The following is a 14,260-nucleotide window of genomic DNA, read 5'->3' on the forward strand; positions in this document are numbered from 1 at the left end:
CTGTTTATTTACGGAGCAGGCGGTTATTAACAATTTTTTCCAGTACCTCCTCTTTCTGGTACTTGCTCATAGGCACCTGGAAAGACGCTACGTGCAGGATATTTCCTTCGATAGCCCCGATATGTTGTATGTTGACAACATACGATTTATGCGGCTGAATAAACTGCTGTGCCGGCAGCATCTCCACCACCGATTTGAGGGTGGCATGGGTCAGAATTTTTCTGTCTGTCGTATATACGGCCACGTAGTTTTCCAGCGCTTCTACAAACAAAATATCCTGGTACTGTACCTTCTCCAGTTTTTTGTCTGACCTGATGAAAAAGTAGGGAGACACACTTGTCTGCTGCGCTGCGAAATAATCGTAGGCTTTGTTCGCCGCTTTCAGGAAACGCTCAAAAGAGATCGGTTTCAGCAGATAGTCCAGCACGTCCAGCTCAAAACCCTGCATGGCATAACGTTCATAGGCGGTGGTAAAAATCACCTTCGGTGGCTGCGGATAATTCTTCAGAAACTCAATACCGGAAATGTAAGGCATTTCAATATCCAGCAGCAGCAGGTCTACCGGCTGTTGCTTCAACACGGTGTTTAACTGCACCGCATCTTCGCAAACCGCTACAACCTCCAGGAAGCCTGTTCGCGCGGCATATCCCATGATGCCTTTGGCGGCAAGCGGTTCATCGTCTGTGATCACACAACGTATAGTTACCGGGTTCATGTCTGTAAAGTGAGTTTTAATGCTGCCACAAATTCGTGTTCTTTTATTCCCGCGGAAAACTGATGCCTGCCCGGGTACAGCAGCTCCAGCCGCCGTTGCAGGTTCTCCAGCCCTATTCCCTTTTCCCGTTCGATCGCCAGCCCGTCGATCTCCGGCGCCACAAGCGGAATGGAATTATGGATGTGAAACCAAATATCTCCGTCCTGCTTGCGTAGTTCCAGTTGCAGCAGATAATCACCGCCAATATATTTAAAAGCATTTTCCACCAGTGGCAGAAACAGCAGCGGATATACTTTTTCGTCCTGCAGCTGCTCGTCAAAATACAGCTGCAGCCGCAGGCGGGGCGAGGAACGTATTTTCTGCAGGTCAATGAAACGTTGCATGTATTGTATCTCCTGGCTGATGCCCACCATCTCCTGCTGATCATACAACTGATAACGCAAAAGGTCCGCAAACTGTTCCACTGTTTTTTTGGCGGCCACCACATCATCGTCCATCTGGAAATAAATCGTGTTCAGCGCATTAAACAGGAAATGCGGATGATACTGTGCCCGCAGGAATTTTAATTCCGTGTCCAGTTTATCATTGGTGATTTTTTCCAATTGCAGTTTATTTTGAATATACGCCTGTAGATAGGCACTGCTTCTTCTTATTCCGTAATAAATCAGGGCATAAAGCAACGGGACCGTGTTAATATCAACCAGGTCATACCATTGCAGGCCGTTGTCTGTCAACGCCACCAAGGGTGTCAGGAAGATGTTCTGCACCACCAGGTTGAGCAGGAACACGCCCAATAGCTCCTTCGCGATGCGCCTGGTGGAAAAGTTATCCTGCCACCGTTGGTCATAGTAGGCCATCAACCGGTTGTAAGCCCATATGAACATGTATCCCATGCAGATGCTGAATGCCATTTCCATCCCGTTCAGCCCCCACGACCGCTGCCAGAAGGCCATGCCGGTAACGCTGTCTGTCAGCAGGCGGATCGTAAAGTACGCCAGTAGCCCATATAACGCGGGGAATATATATTTCATGAAAAACTTCATGTCGCTGGTACTGTCTGTGGTTGTAAAGAAAGGTTATCCACTGTTTCTGCCACAGGCTGCCGGCGCGCTGCCGGCTTCATCCCGAACAGAAAGCGCATCGGCGCATAAGGACGAATAAACAGATGGAAGATACTCATACTTATCATGAAAGTGACCACTACGGTAAAAATATATTTCAGCCCGATATCCTCGTGCAAGGGGGCCAGATAGTAAGTCAATATCACAATCACCGTCTGGTGCAGAATGTAAAACGGATACACCGCCTCGTTGGCATACCCCAGCACCCTGCTCTTCCGGTTCAGGTACCGTTTGCCATATCCTACCGCGGTAAATACCCACATCCAGGCGCTGACAACCGCCAGTGCGGTGTAACACCAGCCTGCCGGTCCATGCCAGCCATGCGCCGGCTCCAGGCTGTTCCAGCGGAAATAATTGATGGCGACAATACTGACAAAAGCCACCGCAAAGGAGCTGCGGCGGTTCCGCTCCAGGCTGTCCATCAGCAAGGGGTTGGCGATGCACACAAAACCCGCCACCAGGTAAAGCAGCCAGTAAGGGAAATAGGCATAGTCATGGACCAGGTCATTGGTTTCCCCGTACATACGGGCCAGGAAAGCATGACAGATCACGCTGGGCACTATCAGCAGGTATATCCGTTTACCAGTGGCCAGCGTATTCAGTTTTTGCAGCCATTTTTTCCCTGCGGGAGATGACCACCACACAAACAAGGGCGCACAGAGGATGTCATATACCAGCAGGTAACAGATGAACCAGAGATGATGCCAGCTGATATTGCCTTTAGGATAGGCGCCGGTACGGAACATCTCCGCATAAAAATGCCAGAAATTGCCCTGATAGCCCTGTGTGACCCGCTCCAGGTACACCTGCGGCGGAACGATCACCAACATACCCAGCAGCAGCGGCACAAACAACCGGCGGAAGCGCAGACCCAGAAAACCACTGCCGCTGCGGCTTTGTAACATATAATAACTCACCGTCCCGGAGATAAAAAACAACAGCGGCATCCGGAACCGGTGCAGAAAATCATTCATTTCCAGTAAAACATGGCTGGTAGCGTTATTTTTGATATGCCATTCCCAGTAAGCCACATAAGGCATCGCGGAATGGAAAAACAACACTGCGGCAATGGCAATGATCCGCAGCCAGTCCAGGTAAGTTTGTCGGGAAGAGGTTTGCATAAATATCAATTTTACACAAACCTACCCGTTGACAGGGCCATGGTAAAAGATATTTGACATGTGGACGATTTCGGGCGGTCAACAGACAAAGCAGCCTCAGCTGCTTGCACGGGCAACTGCGAAAGCCTGTACAAAACGGAGCATTTTTTCCAGCTGAAACCCTCTGCGGCTGTCCAGGTGCCATTTCAGCTCCCCGTTTTGCACAATTTGCAGCCAATAATGAGGAGGTGTTTCCCGTAGCCCTTTTCCCTTGATGCCGTCATACTTCCGGACCTCCATTACGGTGCCGGCTATACTAAAATAACGGTTCCGCCGACGGAAATACTGCACATATTCCACCTTCAGCCGGTCACCTTCTATGCTCAGCACTGTGGTAAAGCTGCAGACAACAGCAGCGGCACAGACGCCCGTCAACAGCAATAAAAAAATCACCACGTCTTCAGCATCGCCTTCAAACAAGGCAATCAACAAGACAATTGTGGCTGGCGATAATAATAATATCCAGGAAACAAGTTTGTTGGCCCAATACAGATCCCGGGCCCAGGCGGATTCCATCACAACAGGTTCTTTCATGACGCATCGTATAGGGGTGACCGTGAATTTACGGAAAATAGCGTCATGTTGCCATTTGTTATTTTAGTTCATTACGTGTAAATTACCCTCAATTAAGCTATCCTATACCATGAATGACTTGCAGAAAGTGACCGACCTGCACGCGGCCGGAGCTATTATCAGACACCTGTCACCCTTTGCCAGCCTTACTTCACACGAAAATGGCTTTGAGTTGCCCGCCTCCATCCTCCAGCAATGGGTGAAACCTTACTATATGAATGTCGGTTCAGGGAATGATGAATGGATTGAGCCTTTCTACCAGGTTAAATCATTGATTACACACGACTTGACAACTTTATTACTGGGTGACGCCAATTGGCAGACAAGGAAAGTAGGCGCTTATTTTGCCGCGGTGAACCAATACACCGACCTGGAAGATATGATCGGCACACTTTTCCTGAAAAGCGAACTGAGTTGCGTGGGCAGCATGTACACCCTGGTACTGGCCAGCTTCAACAGCAACAAAAGTGTCACCTACCTAGACAAATATCTCCACTACTACCTGAAAAGGCCCGAGCTTCATTTTGATCAGCAGGCCGCTATGGAAGCCTCCCTCTACCTGGATGCGATCAATGGCACAGATCATACCAGCCGGCATTTCCCCCACTGGGAGAAACTGCGCCAGCAATGGATGCATGCTTTCGGGCTTTCCCTTCAATATCTCGAAGAACAACTGGCTGTCATCAAGCACCTGCGAAACTGATGTTATGAAGACATACATTTTATAACACGTTTTTTTATTTTTATCGGATGGTTCTTACCATCCAGATAAAATAAAAATTCCGTTATGAAAACAGGCATTCTGATACTAGTGGCCGTCACCTGGCTCTGCTCCGCCTTTGCAGGCACCATCAATATCGCAGGCCGGGGCGCCAAGGGAGATGGCCATACAGACAACACCGCCATCATTCAACAGGCCATCCGCGACTGTCGCCAGGGTACGGTCATCATCCCGGCAGGCAACTACCTCACCGGACCGCTCACACTGTCGTCTGACATCCGCGTTTACCTGGAGTATGGTGCTGTCCTCACCGGCATCGCTGATATGGCCCTTTATCCTAAGCCCGCCAGGGGCGGCGCTCCGGCGCTCCTCTACGCCGCCGGCGCATCCAATATCATCCTCTGCGGCGAAGGCACCATCAACGGCCAGGGCGATCATGCCGCTTTCCAGCTGGGCGATGATAGTAAAACCGGCGCCATCCGCCCTATGCTGCTGCATTTCGATCACTGTCAGCATATTGAGGTCAAAGACCTGCATATCCGCAACGCTGCCTACTGGGTGCAGAAATACGAAGGCTGCAACGATGTCAGCCTCCGCGGCCTGAAAGTCTACAGCCACGGCAACTTCAACAACGACGGCATCGACATCAGCGGCAGCTCCAACGTCATCATTTCCGACTGCAACATCGATACCGATGATGATGCCCTCTGCCTCAAAAGCGATATCAACGCCTCCTGCGAAAACATTACCATCAGCAACTGCCTCCTGCGCAGTAACTGCAACGCACTTAAATTTGGTACCGGCTCCTTCAGCGGCTTTAAAAATATCACCGTCAATAATATCGTTATTCATAAAGCATCCGAAGAAAACCGCCGCCACTGGAAGAAAAGTTTTCCATGGATGGGCATCACCAACGACACCAGCGTTATCGCCGGTATTGCGCTGGAAGTAGTGGATGGCGGCAGCATGGACCAGGTCATTATCTCAGGCGTTTCCATGCAGGACATCCAAACACCCGTTTTCATTCGCCTCGGCGACCGGAAGAAAGGTCCCAGCAATACCGTCAGCACCCTGAAGAACGTCATCATCAGTAATATTATCGCGCGCAGCGCCAGCCGGCTCAGCTCCTGCATCTCCGGTATCCCCGGCCACCCGGTGGAAAATGTGACCATCAGCCATGTGCGTATCATTGCGCCTGGCGGCACGCCAACCGGCTATGCTACTGCTGTTCCGGAAAATGCATCCGCCTATCCGGAAAACCGGATGTTTGGCACCATCCTGCCGGCAGCCGCGTTTTATGTGCGGCATGCGAAAAATATTTCCTTCGACGACGTACAGGTGCAAACGCAGGAACCCGATGCCAGACCCACTTTCCTGCTGAACGACGTCACCGGCTTTGAAACAAACCGCTGCCGGCTCAATGGTGCTCCCGCCATGGTCGTCAACCAATAACATAAAAACTGAATCGCTATTATTACATGATCAACACATGCTGCAAATGGCTCACCGGAGCCTTACTGGGCATCGCCCTTTATACCGGTAACGTACAGGCACAGGCCCCGGCGTGGGACAGTACCCATCGCCCCGGAAAATACAAGGAACTGGTGGCGAAGTTCAATACGGAAAAAATCACCCGGAAAAATTTCGTGTTCCTGGGCAACAGCATCACCGCCGGCACCGACTGGGGCAAGCTGTTGTCGCTCCCCAATGCGGTCAACAGAGGCATTTCAGGAGATATCACCTTCGGGGTACTGGAACGGCTCAACGAAGTAATTGCCGGCAAGCCCGCTAAAATATTCGTCCTTATAGGCATCAATGACGTATCCCGGAATATTCCTGACAGCGTCATTCTCCGTAACTACAAAACCATTATCAGCCGTATCCGCAAAGGCTCCAGGAAAACACAGATCTATTTTTATACCTTGTTGCCGGTGAATGCGGCTTTCAACAAATTCAAAAACCACTATGGTAAGGATGAACACATCCTTTGGCTGAATGAACAAATCAGGCAACTGAAAGGCAGCCACGTTACCATCATCGATCTCTATCCGCATTTTCTCGACGCAGACAAACATCTCAGGGCGGAACTCACGATGGACGGGCTTCACCTCAAACCAGAAGGGTATGCGGTATGGGCCGATGTCCTGCAAAAAGGCGGCTATCTGCACTAACTGATATTCAAACATTTGCAGACTGCGGGACCAATCATCGTCCCGCAGTTTTTCTCCGTCACGGTATCATTGTTTTAATGTAAATTACACCGCATCGTTACGCCTTTCTTTTATATACCTGCAACCGTCCTCATTTTATTTAACGAACGAAACATGAAAAATTTTCTCCTAGCCGGCCTGTTGTTAGGCTGCACCGCCGGCGAAGCCTTATGCCAGCAATCCGATACCGTTGCCACACTGGCGCAGCGTACCTTTCAGGAAGCTGCCACCGTGACCAAAAAACAACAACGCCTTTGGGGCATCAACCTCTACGGACCGATGCTGCTTGTGAACCCGGCCACCCGGGAACTGTACGCCAATATGCCTGACAGCTCCGGCCATCTGCAAAAGCAGGGTGATATCTATGTCGGGAAACTGCCCGCCAAGATTAATACCGCCAACACCGCCACTCAGTGGGAAGGACGCAACTGGGCCATGATTGAGTTGCCTCTGCCCACCGACCGTGACGAACGGGTCAACCTGATCGCCCACGAATTGTTTCACCGGTCGCAACCCACGCTGCATTTCAGGCTCACGAATCCGGCCAACAACCATCTTGATAAAAAAGACGGGCGCATTTTCCTGAAGCTGGAGCTGGCTGCCTTACAACAGGCTATTGCGGCTACGTCTCCCGCCGCCAGGCAGGAGCATCTGTTGCATGCGATGACGTTCCGCCATTGCCGTTATGCACTGTATCCCGGCGCAGACACTACGGAAAATGCACTCGAGATGAACGAAGGCATTGCAGAATTCACCGGCATGATGATCTGCAACCGCGACAAAGCCGCGGCCATCAAACATTTCGATAAAAACCTGTACAACTTCCTGCATTACAATGCCACTTTCGTACGGTCGTTCGCGTACCAGACCATCCCCATGTACGGTTACATGCTGTCCCAGCTGAAACCGGGATGGAACCGGCAGCTGAACAGCGATTCAAAGCTGACGCCATTTCTCGTACAGGCGTTTAGGTTATCCATTCCTGCCGACGTAAAAACCGCTGCCGCCACCTATGCACGGGAGTACAACGGCGATGCCATTACGCTGGAAGAAACTGCCAGGGAAAAGAAAATACAGGAACAAATTGCCGCCTATACGAAGCTGTTCATTACACAACCACACACTGAACTGCGGTTTGAGAAAATGAACATCTCCTTCAATCCGAGCAATATTATACCCATAGACGACTACGGCACCGTATACCCTACCATGCGCATATCCGACACCTGGGGCATTCTCACCGTTACCGAAGGAGCGCTCCTGAGCGCAAAATGGGACAAGGTGAATATCGGCCTGCCTGCCACTTTCACAGACCAGCTGATCACCGGCCAGGGCTGGAAGCTGGAACTCAGTAAAGGCTATAGCCTGGAAAAAGATGCCGCCGGCAACTTCGCGCTGAAAAAACAATAATATGCTGAAAAAACGGCGTCCACAGCGGATGCCGTTTTTTTTTACCTAAATAAAAGATATTTTCATCCTTTATTATAGGAAGAATACTTACTTTTGTCCTGCATCCTTAGGACAGCCGCTAACGTGGGCTTCTAATTAAGGACAAAAATGTATTTATTTATATGAAAACAAAGAGAGACATCTCCTCACTTGCCGATATACAACTCATGGTAGACAGTTTTTATGGGACGGTCCGCGAAGACGAACTGCTGGGGCCTATCTTCAACCATCTCATACAAGACCGCTGGCCGGAGCACCTGGAAAAGATGTACCGTTTCTGGGACACGGTACTGCTGGACAGCCACACCTATCATGGTGCGCCTTTCCATCCGCACGCCACCATGCCGGTCAACAGTCTCCATTTCAACCGCTGGCTACAGCTGTTCCACGCAACGGTCAACGGCCTCTTTGAAGGCGCCAAAGCGGAAGAAGCCTGCTGGCGCGGCGAAAAAATGGCGCAGATGTTCCTCTCCAAAATTGAATATTATCAGGGCCAGCCACCGCTGCGTTAGCGAAGACAGGCCTGTATACCTATAAAAAAGCACTGACCGGCAACAACTGCCAGCTGTAAAAACAGGAATGGCCGGTAAAGCTTCCGGGGGGTAGCTTCTGACCGGCCATTTATCCAATTCTCACGATGGATCCGTTCTAATTATTTTATGTTTGTCTGACTATTTGTTTATTTAGTCGTGGCCCCGCCCATGGCCATTGCCGTTACCACGGCCTCTGTTACCATTGCCATTACCATTTCCGTTGTCACGGCCCCTCTCATCGTCATTTTTCCATCCATTGCCATTGCCGTTGCCATTGTTTCCTTTGCCATACATCGGATGCCCTTTTACCACATAGTATTTGCTGTCCCTGCTGTCGCGGATGATATCCTGCTTGCCATACCAGCCCGGTCCCTTGTAACGGGCATAACGGCCACGGTACACGTCAGGGTGCAGCCAGGGCTGAGCATCATTGATCACTACCTTATACCCCCTGTACACATCAAAATGGTATCTGGTTGGCAAAGTGGGCGAGAACCGCCAGCTGTTGCCATTCAAATAAACATACTGACGCCGGGGAATATCATAGTACACATCAATGTCCGGGAAATAATAATATTGCGCATAATCATAACCTACCGGCCCCCATACCGGCTGGTTGCCTATATTCACATTGACATTGAGTCGCACCTGGGCCTCCAATGGCCTGCTAAACGCTAACACACTGATAATCAATAAAGCAAGAAATGATAGCTTTTTCATGATCGCGTGATTTTATCATGATAAAGACAAAGGTAGTGCCAGTTTGAAAATGCTTAATTTTCACCACAATGGACCAACGAAAAATACTAACAGACTTTATCACTTATTACTGTGACTTGTCTGATAAAGACCTTGAAGCCGTGCTCCGGCATTTCGCTTTCAGGGAGGTGCCGGCCAATACAGTCCTCCTGAGAAGAGCTCAGCTATGCGATATGCTTTCGGTAGCCATAAAAGGGCTGTTCAGGCTCTACGCTATAGACGACACAGGAGATGAGACCACTACCTGGCTTGTATTTGAAGACACGCTTGTCATGGAGCCTGCCAGTTTTCTCACCAGGCAGCCTAGCCGCTATTATCTGCAGGCCCTGGAAAATTCAGTCATGGCCAGTATTTCCTATGACGAGTTACAGGTGCTCTACCGCACTATTCCCGGCTTTGAAGCATTCGGCCGTAAACTGATGGAAGAAGTACTGGTCGGCACCATGTGCAGGGCCACGTCCCTGTTGCTCGACAGCCCACAGGAAAGATATAACCGGCTGCTAAACCACGCTGCCTATATACAACGGGTACCGCTTAAATACCTCGCCTCTTTTATCGGTGTCACTCCTTCTTCCCTTAGCAGGATGCGCCGCCGTATGCAAAATTGAGCCTGTATTAATTGCCCCGGGACAATTAATGCAGGCCGACATCAAAAGAATTTTGCAATAGTAAAACTGCTATTATCATGACAACATTAACCGCACTTATTACCGGCGCCAATCGCGGCATCGGACTGGAAACCGCGCGCCAGTTGCTCAAAAAAAATGTACGGGTTATCCTCTCCTGCCGCGATGCGGCGAAAGGCCAGGCTGCCGTACAGCAACTCCGGGAAGTTTCCGCTCATATCAGTTTCCTCCCCCTGGACATTGCCTGTCCTGAACAGGTTGCAGCCGCTGCCGACCAGGTGACACAACAATACGGCCACCTCGATATACTGATCAACAATGCAGCGATTACACATGTAGCGGGTACCGCTTTACCGAAGGAGCGAATAAGCAATACCATCATGCATTCAAATATAGCAGACATCAAAGCCGTCTTTGATGTAAACGTATGGGGCACACTGCAGCTCACACAAGCCCTGTTTCCCCTGCTGCAGCAAAGTCCCGCTGGACGCATTATCAATCTGAGCAGCGAACTGGGCAGCATTCAGCTGCAGGCCGACACTTCTTCCCCCATTTATCACGTTAAAAAATTCGCCTACAACAGCTCTAAAACGATGGTCAACCTGCTGACAGTGTATTTACAGGAAGCCCTCCGTAACACCAACGTACGCGCCTATACTGTCAGCCCGGGGTGGGTAAAAACCGATATGGGCACGGCTGCCGCTTTTCTTGAGATACCGGAAGGGGCCAGGATTATTGTGCAAGCCGCACTGGAAGACGTTCCTACCAACCGGTTCTTTACCCATCAATGGCAGGAGATACCCTGGTAATATTGAAAAATATTAACAATAGCGTTGTATTTTGTATACATGAAACTCCGCGCTATCAGCTATCTGTTATCAGGCTCGTTGTTGTGCTGCTGCTACAGTTATGCACAACAACCAGCCTTCAGGGTCATCGCCTTTTTCACGGCAGCCGAAGATGCGGCTCATATCAGCTTCGTCCGGGAGGCCAACCAGTGGTTTCCGGAGATGGGCGCCCGTTATCATTTCACTTATGATACTACCAGCAACTGGCAAAACCTGAACCATCATTTTCTCTCCCGCTACCAGGTAGTATTGTTCCTCGACACCAGGCCTGAAAAGCCAGCCCAGCGGAAAGCTTTTCAACATTATATGGAAAACGGCGGCGCCTGGATAGGCTTCCATTTCGCCGCCTTTGCACTAACGCCTTCTGCCGTACCACAAAACTGGAATTGGTACCATTACACTTTCCTCGGCTCCGGTTCCTACGTTAGCAATACCTGGCGGCCCACTACGGCGGTATTGCGTGTGGAAAACCGCCGGCATCCGGCCACCCGCGGCCTTCCGGCGCAGTTCCAGGCGGCGCCTAACGAGTGGTACCGTTGGAGCGGGCACCTTCGGCAAAACAAGGATATCACGGTGCTGGCATCCATTGACAGCAGCAGTTTCCCCCTGGGTACCGGCCCTAAAGCCAGTGAGATATGGCATAGCGGGGACTACCCGGTTGTATGGACCAACCGCAAATACAGAATGGTATACTTCAATATGGGCCATAACGATATGGACTATGAACACGGTACCCAACAAACGTTATCGCATACCTTCGGCAGCCCTTCCCAAAACCTGATGATACTTCAGGCACTGTGGTGGCTGGGTACCCGCAGGGATACCCTCATTGCTCTTCGAGGCCGCTGATATTCTTCCTCATTTTGTTGCCGGGTACGGACAAACCCGCTGCTTAATTCCTTCCAAACACCGTCCAACAGGAAAGGCATCCGCTTTGCAGAGAGATTTTAACAAACTTTTGTCACAACATGCAGACGTATCCGCAGATTCTCATAGCCGACGATGACCCCGAAGATGTATTTATCATGGAAATGATGTGTAAAGAGCTTGCTTTTACTGAACACATCCATTTTGTCCAGGACGGCGTAACGGCCCTGGAATACCTGGACACTTTGTTGGAGAAGCCTCTCCCCTCCCTTATCATTCTGGACCTGAATATGCCCCGTCTCACGGGCACGCAGACACTGGAGCTGCTCAAACAACATCCGCGTTATCATCCTATCCGGGTTATTATCTATTCTACTTTTCTGAATGAGATTCAGAAACAACAATGCATCGACCTCGGAGCGGAGGCCTTCGTGATCAAACCGGACACCTATGAAGAAGGATTAGAGATCATGCAACAGTTCCATGATTGCAGCCTCGGCAATTATTCCTTTCCGATAGCCAGCTGATCAGCGAAGCATAAATTGTTTACGGAAAGCAGATGGATTAATTCCACGGTGTTTCCTGAACAATCGTGTAAGATGGCTTTCATCTGTGAAACTCAGCTCCGCGGCAATCTCGTTGATACGGCGATCGCTGTGTTTTAAACGGGTCTCCACCAGCTTCAGCTTATAACGCATGATGTAATCCTGCAGGTTTTCTCCCGTATGCTTTTTAAAATAACGCCCCAGGTAACTTAGCGATATATGAAAATGTTTGGCGATGACAGCCGCCCTTAAAGCCTGCGGTGAATAAATATGTTCCTGTATATAATCGATGATGTCCAGTACAGGCGTAGCCGTATGGTCGCCTATCTGCGCAGGCAGCTTCATGGCTATATTACGGGCCACCAAAGTGATAATGGTATTGACCAACTGCCTTACTACTTCGCTGTGGTATAAAGGTTTACCTGCCTGCTCCTGCATCAGCCCCGCCACCAGGGCAGGTAACAGCTGCTTGTCCGGCTCATGGTATACAATACAGCCCGGCCGGTGACTGGCATGTTCGAGAATAAATTCCATCCGGTGCGTCCACTCCTGTGTGTATAACAGCGCGGTATCCTGGTTTTGCAGATATATCTTGTTAAACCGGAGAAAGAAAAAATGTGTCCTTTCCGCTACTTCCAGCAGATGTTTGTCTTCTGGTGTCACCAGGAACAAATACCCTTTGCGGTAAGGAAACTGGTTGTTGTTGATAAATTGCTGCCCGCTGCCTTCCACGATATATATCAACTCAAAAAAATTATGCCCGTGCTCCACCTGCGGACACTCCTCTGTTATAATCTCCACTATCTCAAAGGGCTGATGAATGTTTTCTTTTGCCATGATATCCGTCGGTTTATTACAAAAAAACAGAAAAAAAGTACAATGAAACAACCAACCAAATTGTACAATTTTACGTCATCAAAATTAACCTAACGGCAAATCATCAACAAATGAAAGTATTGATTGTACTAGCACACCCGGAGCCCCGTTCCCTGAACGCCTCCCTGAAAAACGCTGCGGTAGAGATATTACAGCGCCATGGCCATGAAGTTGCAGTAACAGACCTCTACCAACAGCAATGGAAGGCGGAGGCAGGCCGGCAGGACTTTCCGGCGCTTCCTGCCGATGAAAGACTTATTTATAACACCATTTCAAAAAAGGCCTTCCTGGAAAACCAGCAATCACCGGATATTACCGCGGAGCAGGAAAAAATAAAATGGGCTGATGTGATCCTGTTACAGTTTCCGTTATGGTGGTTCGGCATGCCGGCTATCCTCAAAGGCTGGATAGACCGCACTTTTACCAATGGCTTCGGCTACGGCACCGGCGGCCGCTATGGCAACGGTACCCTTAAAGACAAAAAAGTGATGTTGATGATCACCGCTGGCGCTGCTGCAGCACCGCTCGGCCCACAAGGTATCCACGGTGATATTATTGACCTCCTGTTCCCGGTGCATCATGGGGTATTCTGGTATGCAGGCGCAGCCCCACTGCCACCGTTTGTAGTCTACAGCGCCAACCACGTATCAGACGAACGGTATACTGCCATTGTGCAAGACCTGGAACAGCGGCTGGTCAGCATCCCTTACACTGCTCCTATCCGTTACCGGATGGGCAAACAGGACTATGATGAAAATGAAGTACTGAAGTCTCATTTTACCACAGGCAAAAGCGGTTTCGCCCTGCACCTGCAAGACCAGGACTAACGGGAGCGTTCCAGGAATGCGTCCAGCCCGGTTCTGCCACTGCCGTACACCAGCAGGGTAAACAACATGAGGATATAATAGAGTGGAATTTCAAAGCCATTATCACCGGCCTCAAAGCCGTTGGCCCAATGTACAGTGATGATGGCCACCACCATACTGAACATCAGTGGCAGGGTGATATACCGCACCCAAAGGCCCAGTGTAAGCAGGACCACGCCTGCCGACTCAGTAATGGCCACCACATAGGCGCTGACATAAGGCGCCGGAATGTGCAGCTGGCCAAACCAGTCGCCGATACCATGAATATCCTGCCATTTCAATCGCGCAGGGTGGTAATAGCCATAAGCCAGCACCAGCCGGAGCAAAAGCAGCGGAATGTCCCGAAGCGCCGATAGCCGGCGTGCATAAGCAGCGTAAGCGCGCATGTTTT

At 50.2% G+C, this 14,260-nt stretch carries 17 protein-coding genes; 10 read left to right on the forward strand and 7 right to left on the reverse strand.

Annotation, left to right across the window (positions count from 1 at the left end; translation table 11 throughout):
• Window positions 1–4 precede the first annotated feature (4 nt).
• The 4 genes from HGH92_RS03445 to HGH92_RS03460 all read right to left on the reverse strand — a co-directional run bounded on the left by HGH92_RS03445 (window position 5) and on the right by HGH92_RS03460 (window position 3,530).
• The gene (locus tag HGH92_RS03445; RefSeq protein ID WP_168869354.1) at window positions 5–715 is read right to left on the reverse strand and encodes a LytR/AlgR family response regulator transcription factor; all 711 of its coding nucleotides are present in this window, start codon (window positions 713–715) and stop codon (window positions 5–7) included.
• The gene (locus tag HGH92_RS03450; RefSeq protein ID WP_168869355.1) at window positions 712–1,746 is read right to left on the reverse strand and encodes a sensor histidine kinase; all 1,035 of its coding nucleotides are present in this window, start codon (window positions 1,744–1,746) and stop codon (window positions 712–714) included. The genes HGH92_RS03445 and HGH92_RS03450 overlap by 4 nt, the downstream gene beginning before the upstream one ends.
• A gap of 8 nt (window positions 1,747–1,754) precedes the next feature.
• A complete protein-coding gene (locus HGH92_RS03455; protein WP_168869356.1) occupies window positions 1,755–2,957 on the reverse strand; it encodes an acyltransferase family protein in 1,203 nt (400 codons plus the stop codon).
• 96 nt (window positions 2,958–3,053) lie between these two features.
• Window positions 3,054–3,530, reverse strand: coding sequence for a hypothetical protein (locus HGH92_RS03460; protein ID WP_168869357.1), 477 nt, complete (start codon window positions 3,528–3,530; stop codon window positions 3,054–3,056).
• 109 nt (window positions 3,531–3,639) lie between these two features.
• Here HGH92_RS03460 and HGH92_RS03465 point away from each other — a divergent pair, with 109 nt between their 5' ends.
• The 5 genes from HGH92_RS03465 to HGH92_RS03485 all read left to right on the forward strand — a co-directional run bounded on the left by HGH92_RS03465 (window position 3,640) and on the right by HGH92_RS03485 (window position 8,461).
• Window positions 3,640–4,272: a DUF6000 family protein gene (locus tag HGH92_RS03465; RefSeq protein WP_168869358.1), complete on the forward strand. Its 633-nt coding sequence runs from the start codon at window positions 3,640–3,642 to the stop codon at window positions 4,270–4,272.
• An 84-nt stretch (window positions 4,273–4,356) separates the two neighbouring features.
• Window positions 4,357–5,742, forward strand: coding sequence for a glycoside hydrolase family 28 protein (locus HGH92_RS03470; RefSeq protein WP_168869359.1), 1,386 nt, complete (start codon window positions 4,357–4,359; stop codon window positions 5,740–5,742).
• Between the two features lie 26 nt (window positions 5,743–5,768).
• Window positions 5,769–6,461 carry a GDSL-type esterase/lipase family protein gene (locus HGH92_RS03475; protein WP_168869360.1) on the forward strand — a complete coding sequence of 231 codons (693 nt, stop codon included), beginning with the start codon at window positions 5,769–5,771 and terminating at the stop codon, window positions 6,459–6,461.
• Window positions 6,462–6,614: 153 nt separating this feature from the next.
• A complete protein-coding gene (locus tag HGH92_RS03480) occupies window positions 6,615–7,910 on the forward strand; it encodes a hypothetical protein (protein WP_168869361.1) in 1,296 nt (431 codons plus the stop codon).
• A gap of 161 nt (window positions 7,911–8,071) precedes the next feature.
• Complete coding sequence (locus tag HGH92_RS03485; RefSeq protein ID WP_168869362.1) at window positions 8,072–8,461, forward strand: group III truncated hemoglobin; 390 nt, start codon at window positions 8,072–8,074, stop codon at window positions 8,459–8,461.
• A gap of 171 nt (window positions 8,462–8,632) precedes the next feature.
• On the opposite strand, the gene HGH92_RS03490 is transcribed toward HGH92_RS03485, so the two are convergent.
• Complete coding sequence (locus HGH92_RS03490; RefSeq protein ID WP_168869363.1) at window positions 8,633–9,202, reverse strand: hypothetical protein; 570 nt, start codon at window positions 9,200–9,202, stop codon at window positions 8,633–8,635.
• Window positions 9,203–9,270: 68 nt separating this feature from the next.
• On the opposite strand from HGH92_RS03490, the gene HGH92_RS03495 reads away from it, so the two are divergent.
• The 4 genes from HGH92_RS03495 to HGH92_RS03510 all read left to right on the forward strand — a co-directional run bounded on the left by HGH92_RS03495 (window position 9,271) and on the right by HGH92_RS03510 (window position 12,109).
• Entirely contained in the window at window positions 9,271–9,849 is a 579-nt protein-coding gene (locus tag HGH92_RS03495) for a Crp/Fnr family transcriptional regulator (protein WP_168869364.1), read from the forward strand.
• Window positions 9,850–9,926: 77 nt separating this feature from the next.
• On the forward strand, window positions 9,927–10,676 hold the full coding sequence (locus HGH92_RS03500) for an SDR family NAD(P)-dependent oxidoreductase (protein ID WP_168869365.1): 750 nt from the start codon (window positions 9,927–9,929) through the stop codon (window positions 10,674–10,676).
• A 39-nt stretch (window positions 10,677–10,715) separates the two neighbouring features.
• Window positions 10,716–11,564, forward strand: coding sequence for a ThuA domain-containing protein (locus HGH92_RS03505; RefSeq protein ID WP_168869366.1), 849 nt, complete (start codon window positions 10,716–10,718; stop codon window positions 11,562–11,564).
• 119 nt (window positions 11,565–11,683) lie between these two features.
• Window positions 11,684–12,109, forward strand: a complete 426-nt coding sequence (locus HGH92_RS03510; RefSeq protein WP_168869367.1) for a response regulator — start codon at window positions 11,684–11,686, stop codon at window positions 12,107–12,109.
• Here the strand turns inward: HGH92_RS03510 and HGH92_RS03515 are convergent, their stop codons facing one another.
• Window positions 12,110–12,964, reverse strand: a complete 855-nt coding sequence (locus HGH92_RS03515; RefSeq protein ID WP_168869368.1) for an AraC family transcriptional regulator — start codon at window positions 12,962–12,964, stop codon at window positions 12,110–12,112. It abuts the gene before it with no gap.
• A 110-nt stretch (window positions 12,965–13,074) separates the two neighbouring features.
• Between HGH92_RS03515 and HGH92_RS03520 the strand changes: the two genes are divergently transcribed.
• Complete coding sequence (locus HGH92_RS03520; protein WP_168869369.1) at window positions 13,075–13,830, forward strand: NAD(P)H-dependent oxidoreductase; 756 nt, start codon at window positions 13,075–13,077, stop codon at window positions 13,828–13,830.
• On the opposite strand, the gene HGH92_RS03525 is transcribed toward HGH92_RS03520, so the two are convergent.
• Entirely contained in the window at window positions 13,827–14,255 is a 429-nt protein-coding gene (locus tag HGH92_RS03525) for a DoxX family protein (protein ID WP_168869370.1), read from the reverse strand. The two genes, HGH92_RS03520 and HGH92_RS03525, sit on opposite strands and share 4 nt — an antisense overlap.
• Window positions 14,256–14,260 lie beyond the last annotated feature (5 nt).

The sequence above is a fragment of the Chitinophaga varians genome (genome assembly GCF_012641275.1).
In the GTDB taxonomy this organism is placed as follows: Bacteria; Bacteroidota; Bacteroidia; order Chitinophagales; family Chitinophagaceae; genus Chitinophaga; species Chitinophaga varians_A.

Excerpts from the sequence above, each read along its gene's own strand:
- HGH92_RS03445 (WP_168869354.1), bottom strand. The coding sequence starts at position 715 with ATGAACCCGGTAACTATACGTTGTGTGATCACAGACGATGAACCGCTT.
- HGH92_RS03450 (WP_168869355.1), bottom strand. The coding sequence starts at position 1,746 with ATGAAATATATATTCCCCGCGTTATATGGGCTACTGGCGTACTTTACG.
- HGH92_RS03455 (WP_168869356.1), bottom strand. The coding sequence starts at position 2,957 with ATGCAAACCTCTTCCCGACAAACTTACCTGGACTGGCTGCGGATCATT.
- HGH92_RS03460 (WP_168869357.1), bottom strand. The coding sequence starts at position 3,530 with ATGAAAGAACCTGTTGTGATGGAATCCGCCTGGGCCCGGGATCTGTAT.
- HGH92_RS03465 (WP_168869358.1), top strand. The coding sequence starts at position 3,640 with ATGAATGACTTGCAGAAAGTGACCGACCTGCACGCGGCCGGAGCTATT.
- HGH92_RS03470 (WP_168869359.1), top strand. The coding sequence starts at position 4,357 with ATGAAAACAGGCATTCTGATACTAGTGGCCGTCACCTGGCTCTGCTCC.
- HGH92_RS03475 (WP_168869360.1), top strand. The coding sequence starts at position 5,769 with ATGATCAACACATGCTGCAAATGGCTCACCGGAGCCTTACTGGGCATC.
- HGH92_RS03480 (WP_168869361.1), top strand. The coding sequence starts at position 6,615 with ATGAAAAATTTTCTCCTAGCCGGCCTGTTGTTAGGCTGCACCGCCGGC.
- HGH92_RS03485 (WP_168869362.1), top strand. The coding sequence starts at position 8,072 with ATGAAAACAAAGAGAGACATCTCCTCACTTGCCGATATACAACTCATG.
- HGH92_RS03490 (WP_168869363.1), bottom strand. The coding sequence starts at position 9,202 with ATGAAAAAGCTATCATTTCTTGCTTTATTGATTATCAGTGTGTTAGCG.
- HGH92_RS03495 (WP_168869364.1), top strand. The coding sequence starts at position 9,271 with ATGGACCAACGAAAAATACTAACAGACTTTATCACTTATTACTGTGAC.
- HGH92_RS03500 (WP_168869365.1), top strand. The coding sequence starts at position 9,927 with ATGACAACATTAACCGCACTTATTACCGGCGCCAATCGCGGCATCGGA.
- HGH92_RS03505 (WP_168869366.1), top strand. The coding sequence starts at position 10,716 with ATGAAACTCCGCGCTATCAGCTATCTGTTATCAGGCTCGTTGTTGTGC.
- HGH92_RS03510 (WP_168869367.1), top strand. The coding sequence starts at position 11,684 with ATGCAGACGTATCCGCAGATTCTCATAGCCGACGATGACCCCGAAGAT.
- HGH92_RS03515 (WP_168869368.1), bottom strand. The coding sequence starts at position 12,964 with ATGGCAAAAGAAAACATTCATCAGCCCTTTGAGATAGTGGAGATTATA.
- HGH92_RS03520 (WP_168869369.1), top strand. The coding sequence starts at position 13,075 with ATGAAAGTATTGATTGTACTAGCACACCCGGAGCCCCGTTCCCTGAAC.
- HGH92_RS03525 (WP_168869370.1), bottom strand. The coding sequence starts at position 14,255 with ATGCGCGCTTACGCTGCTTATGCACGCCGGCTATCGGCGCTTCGGGAC.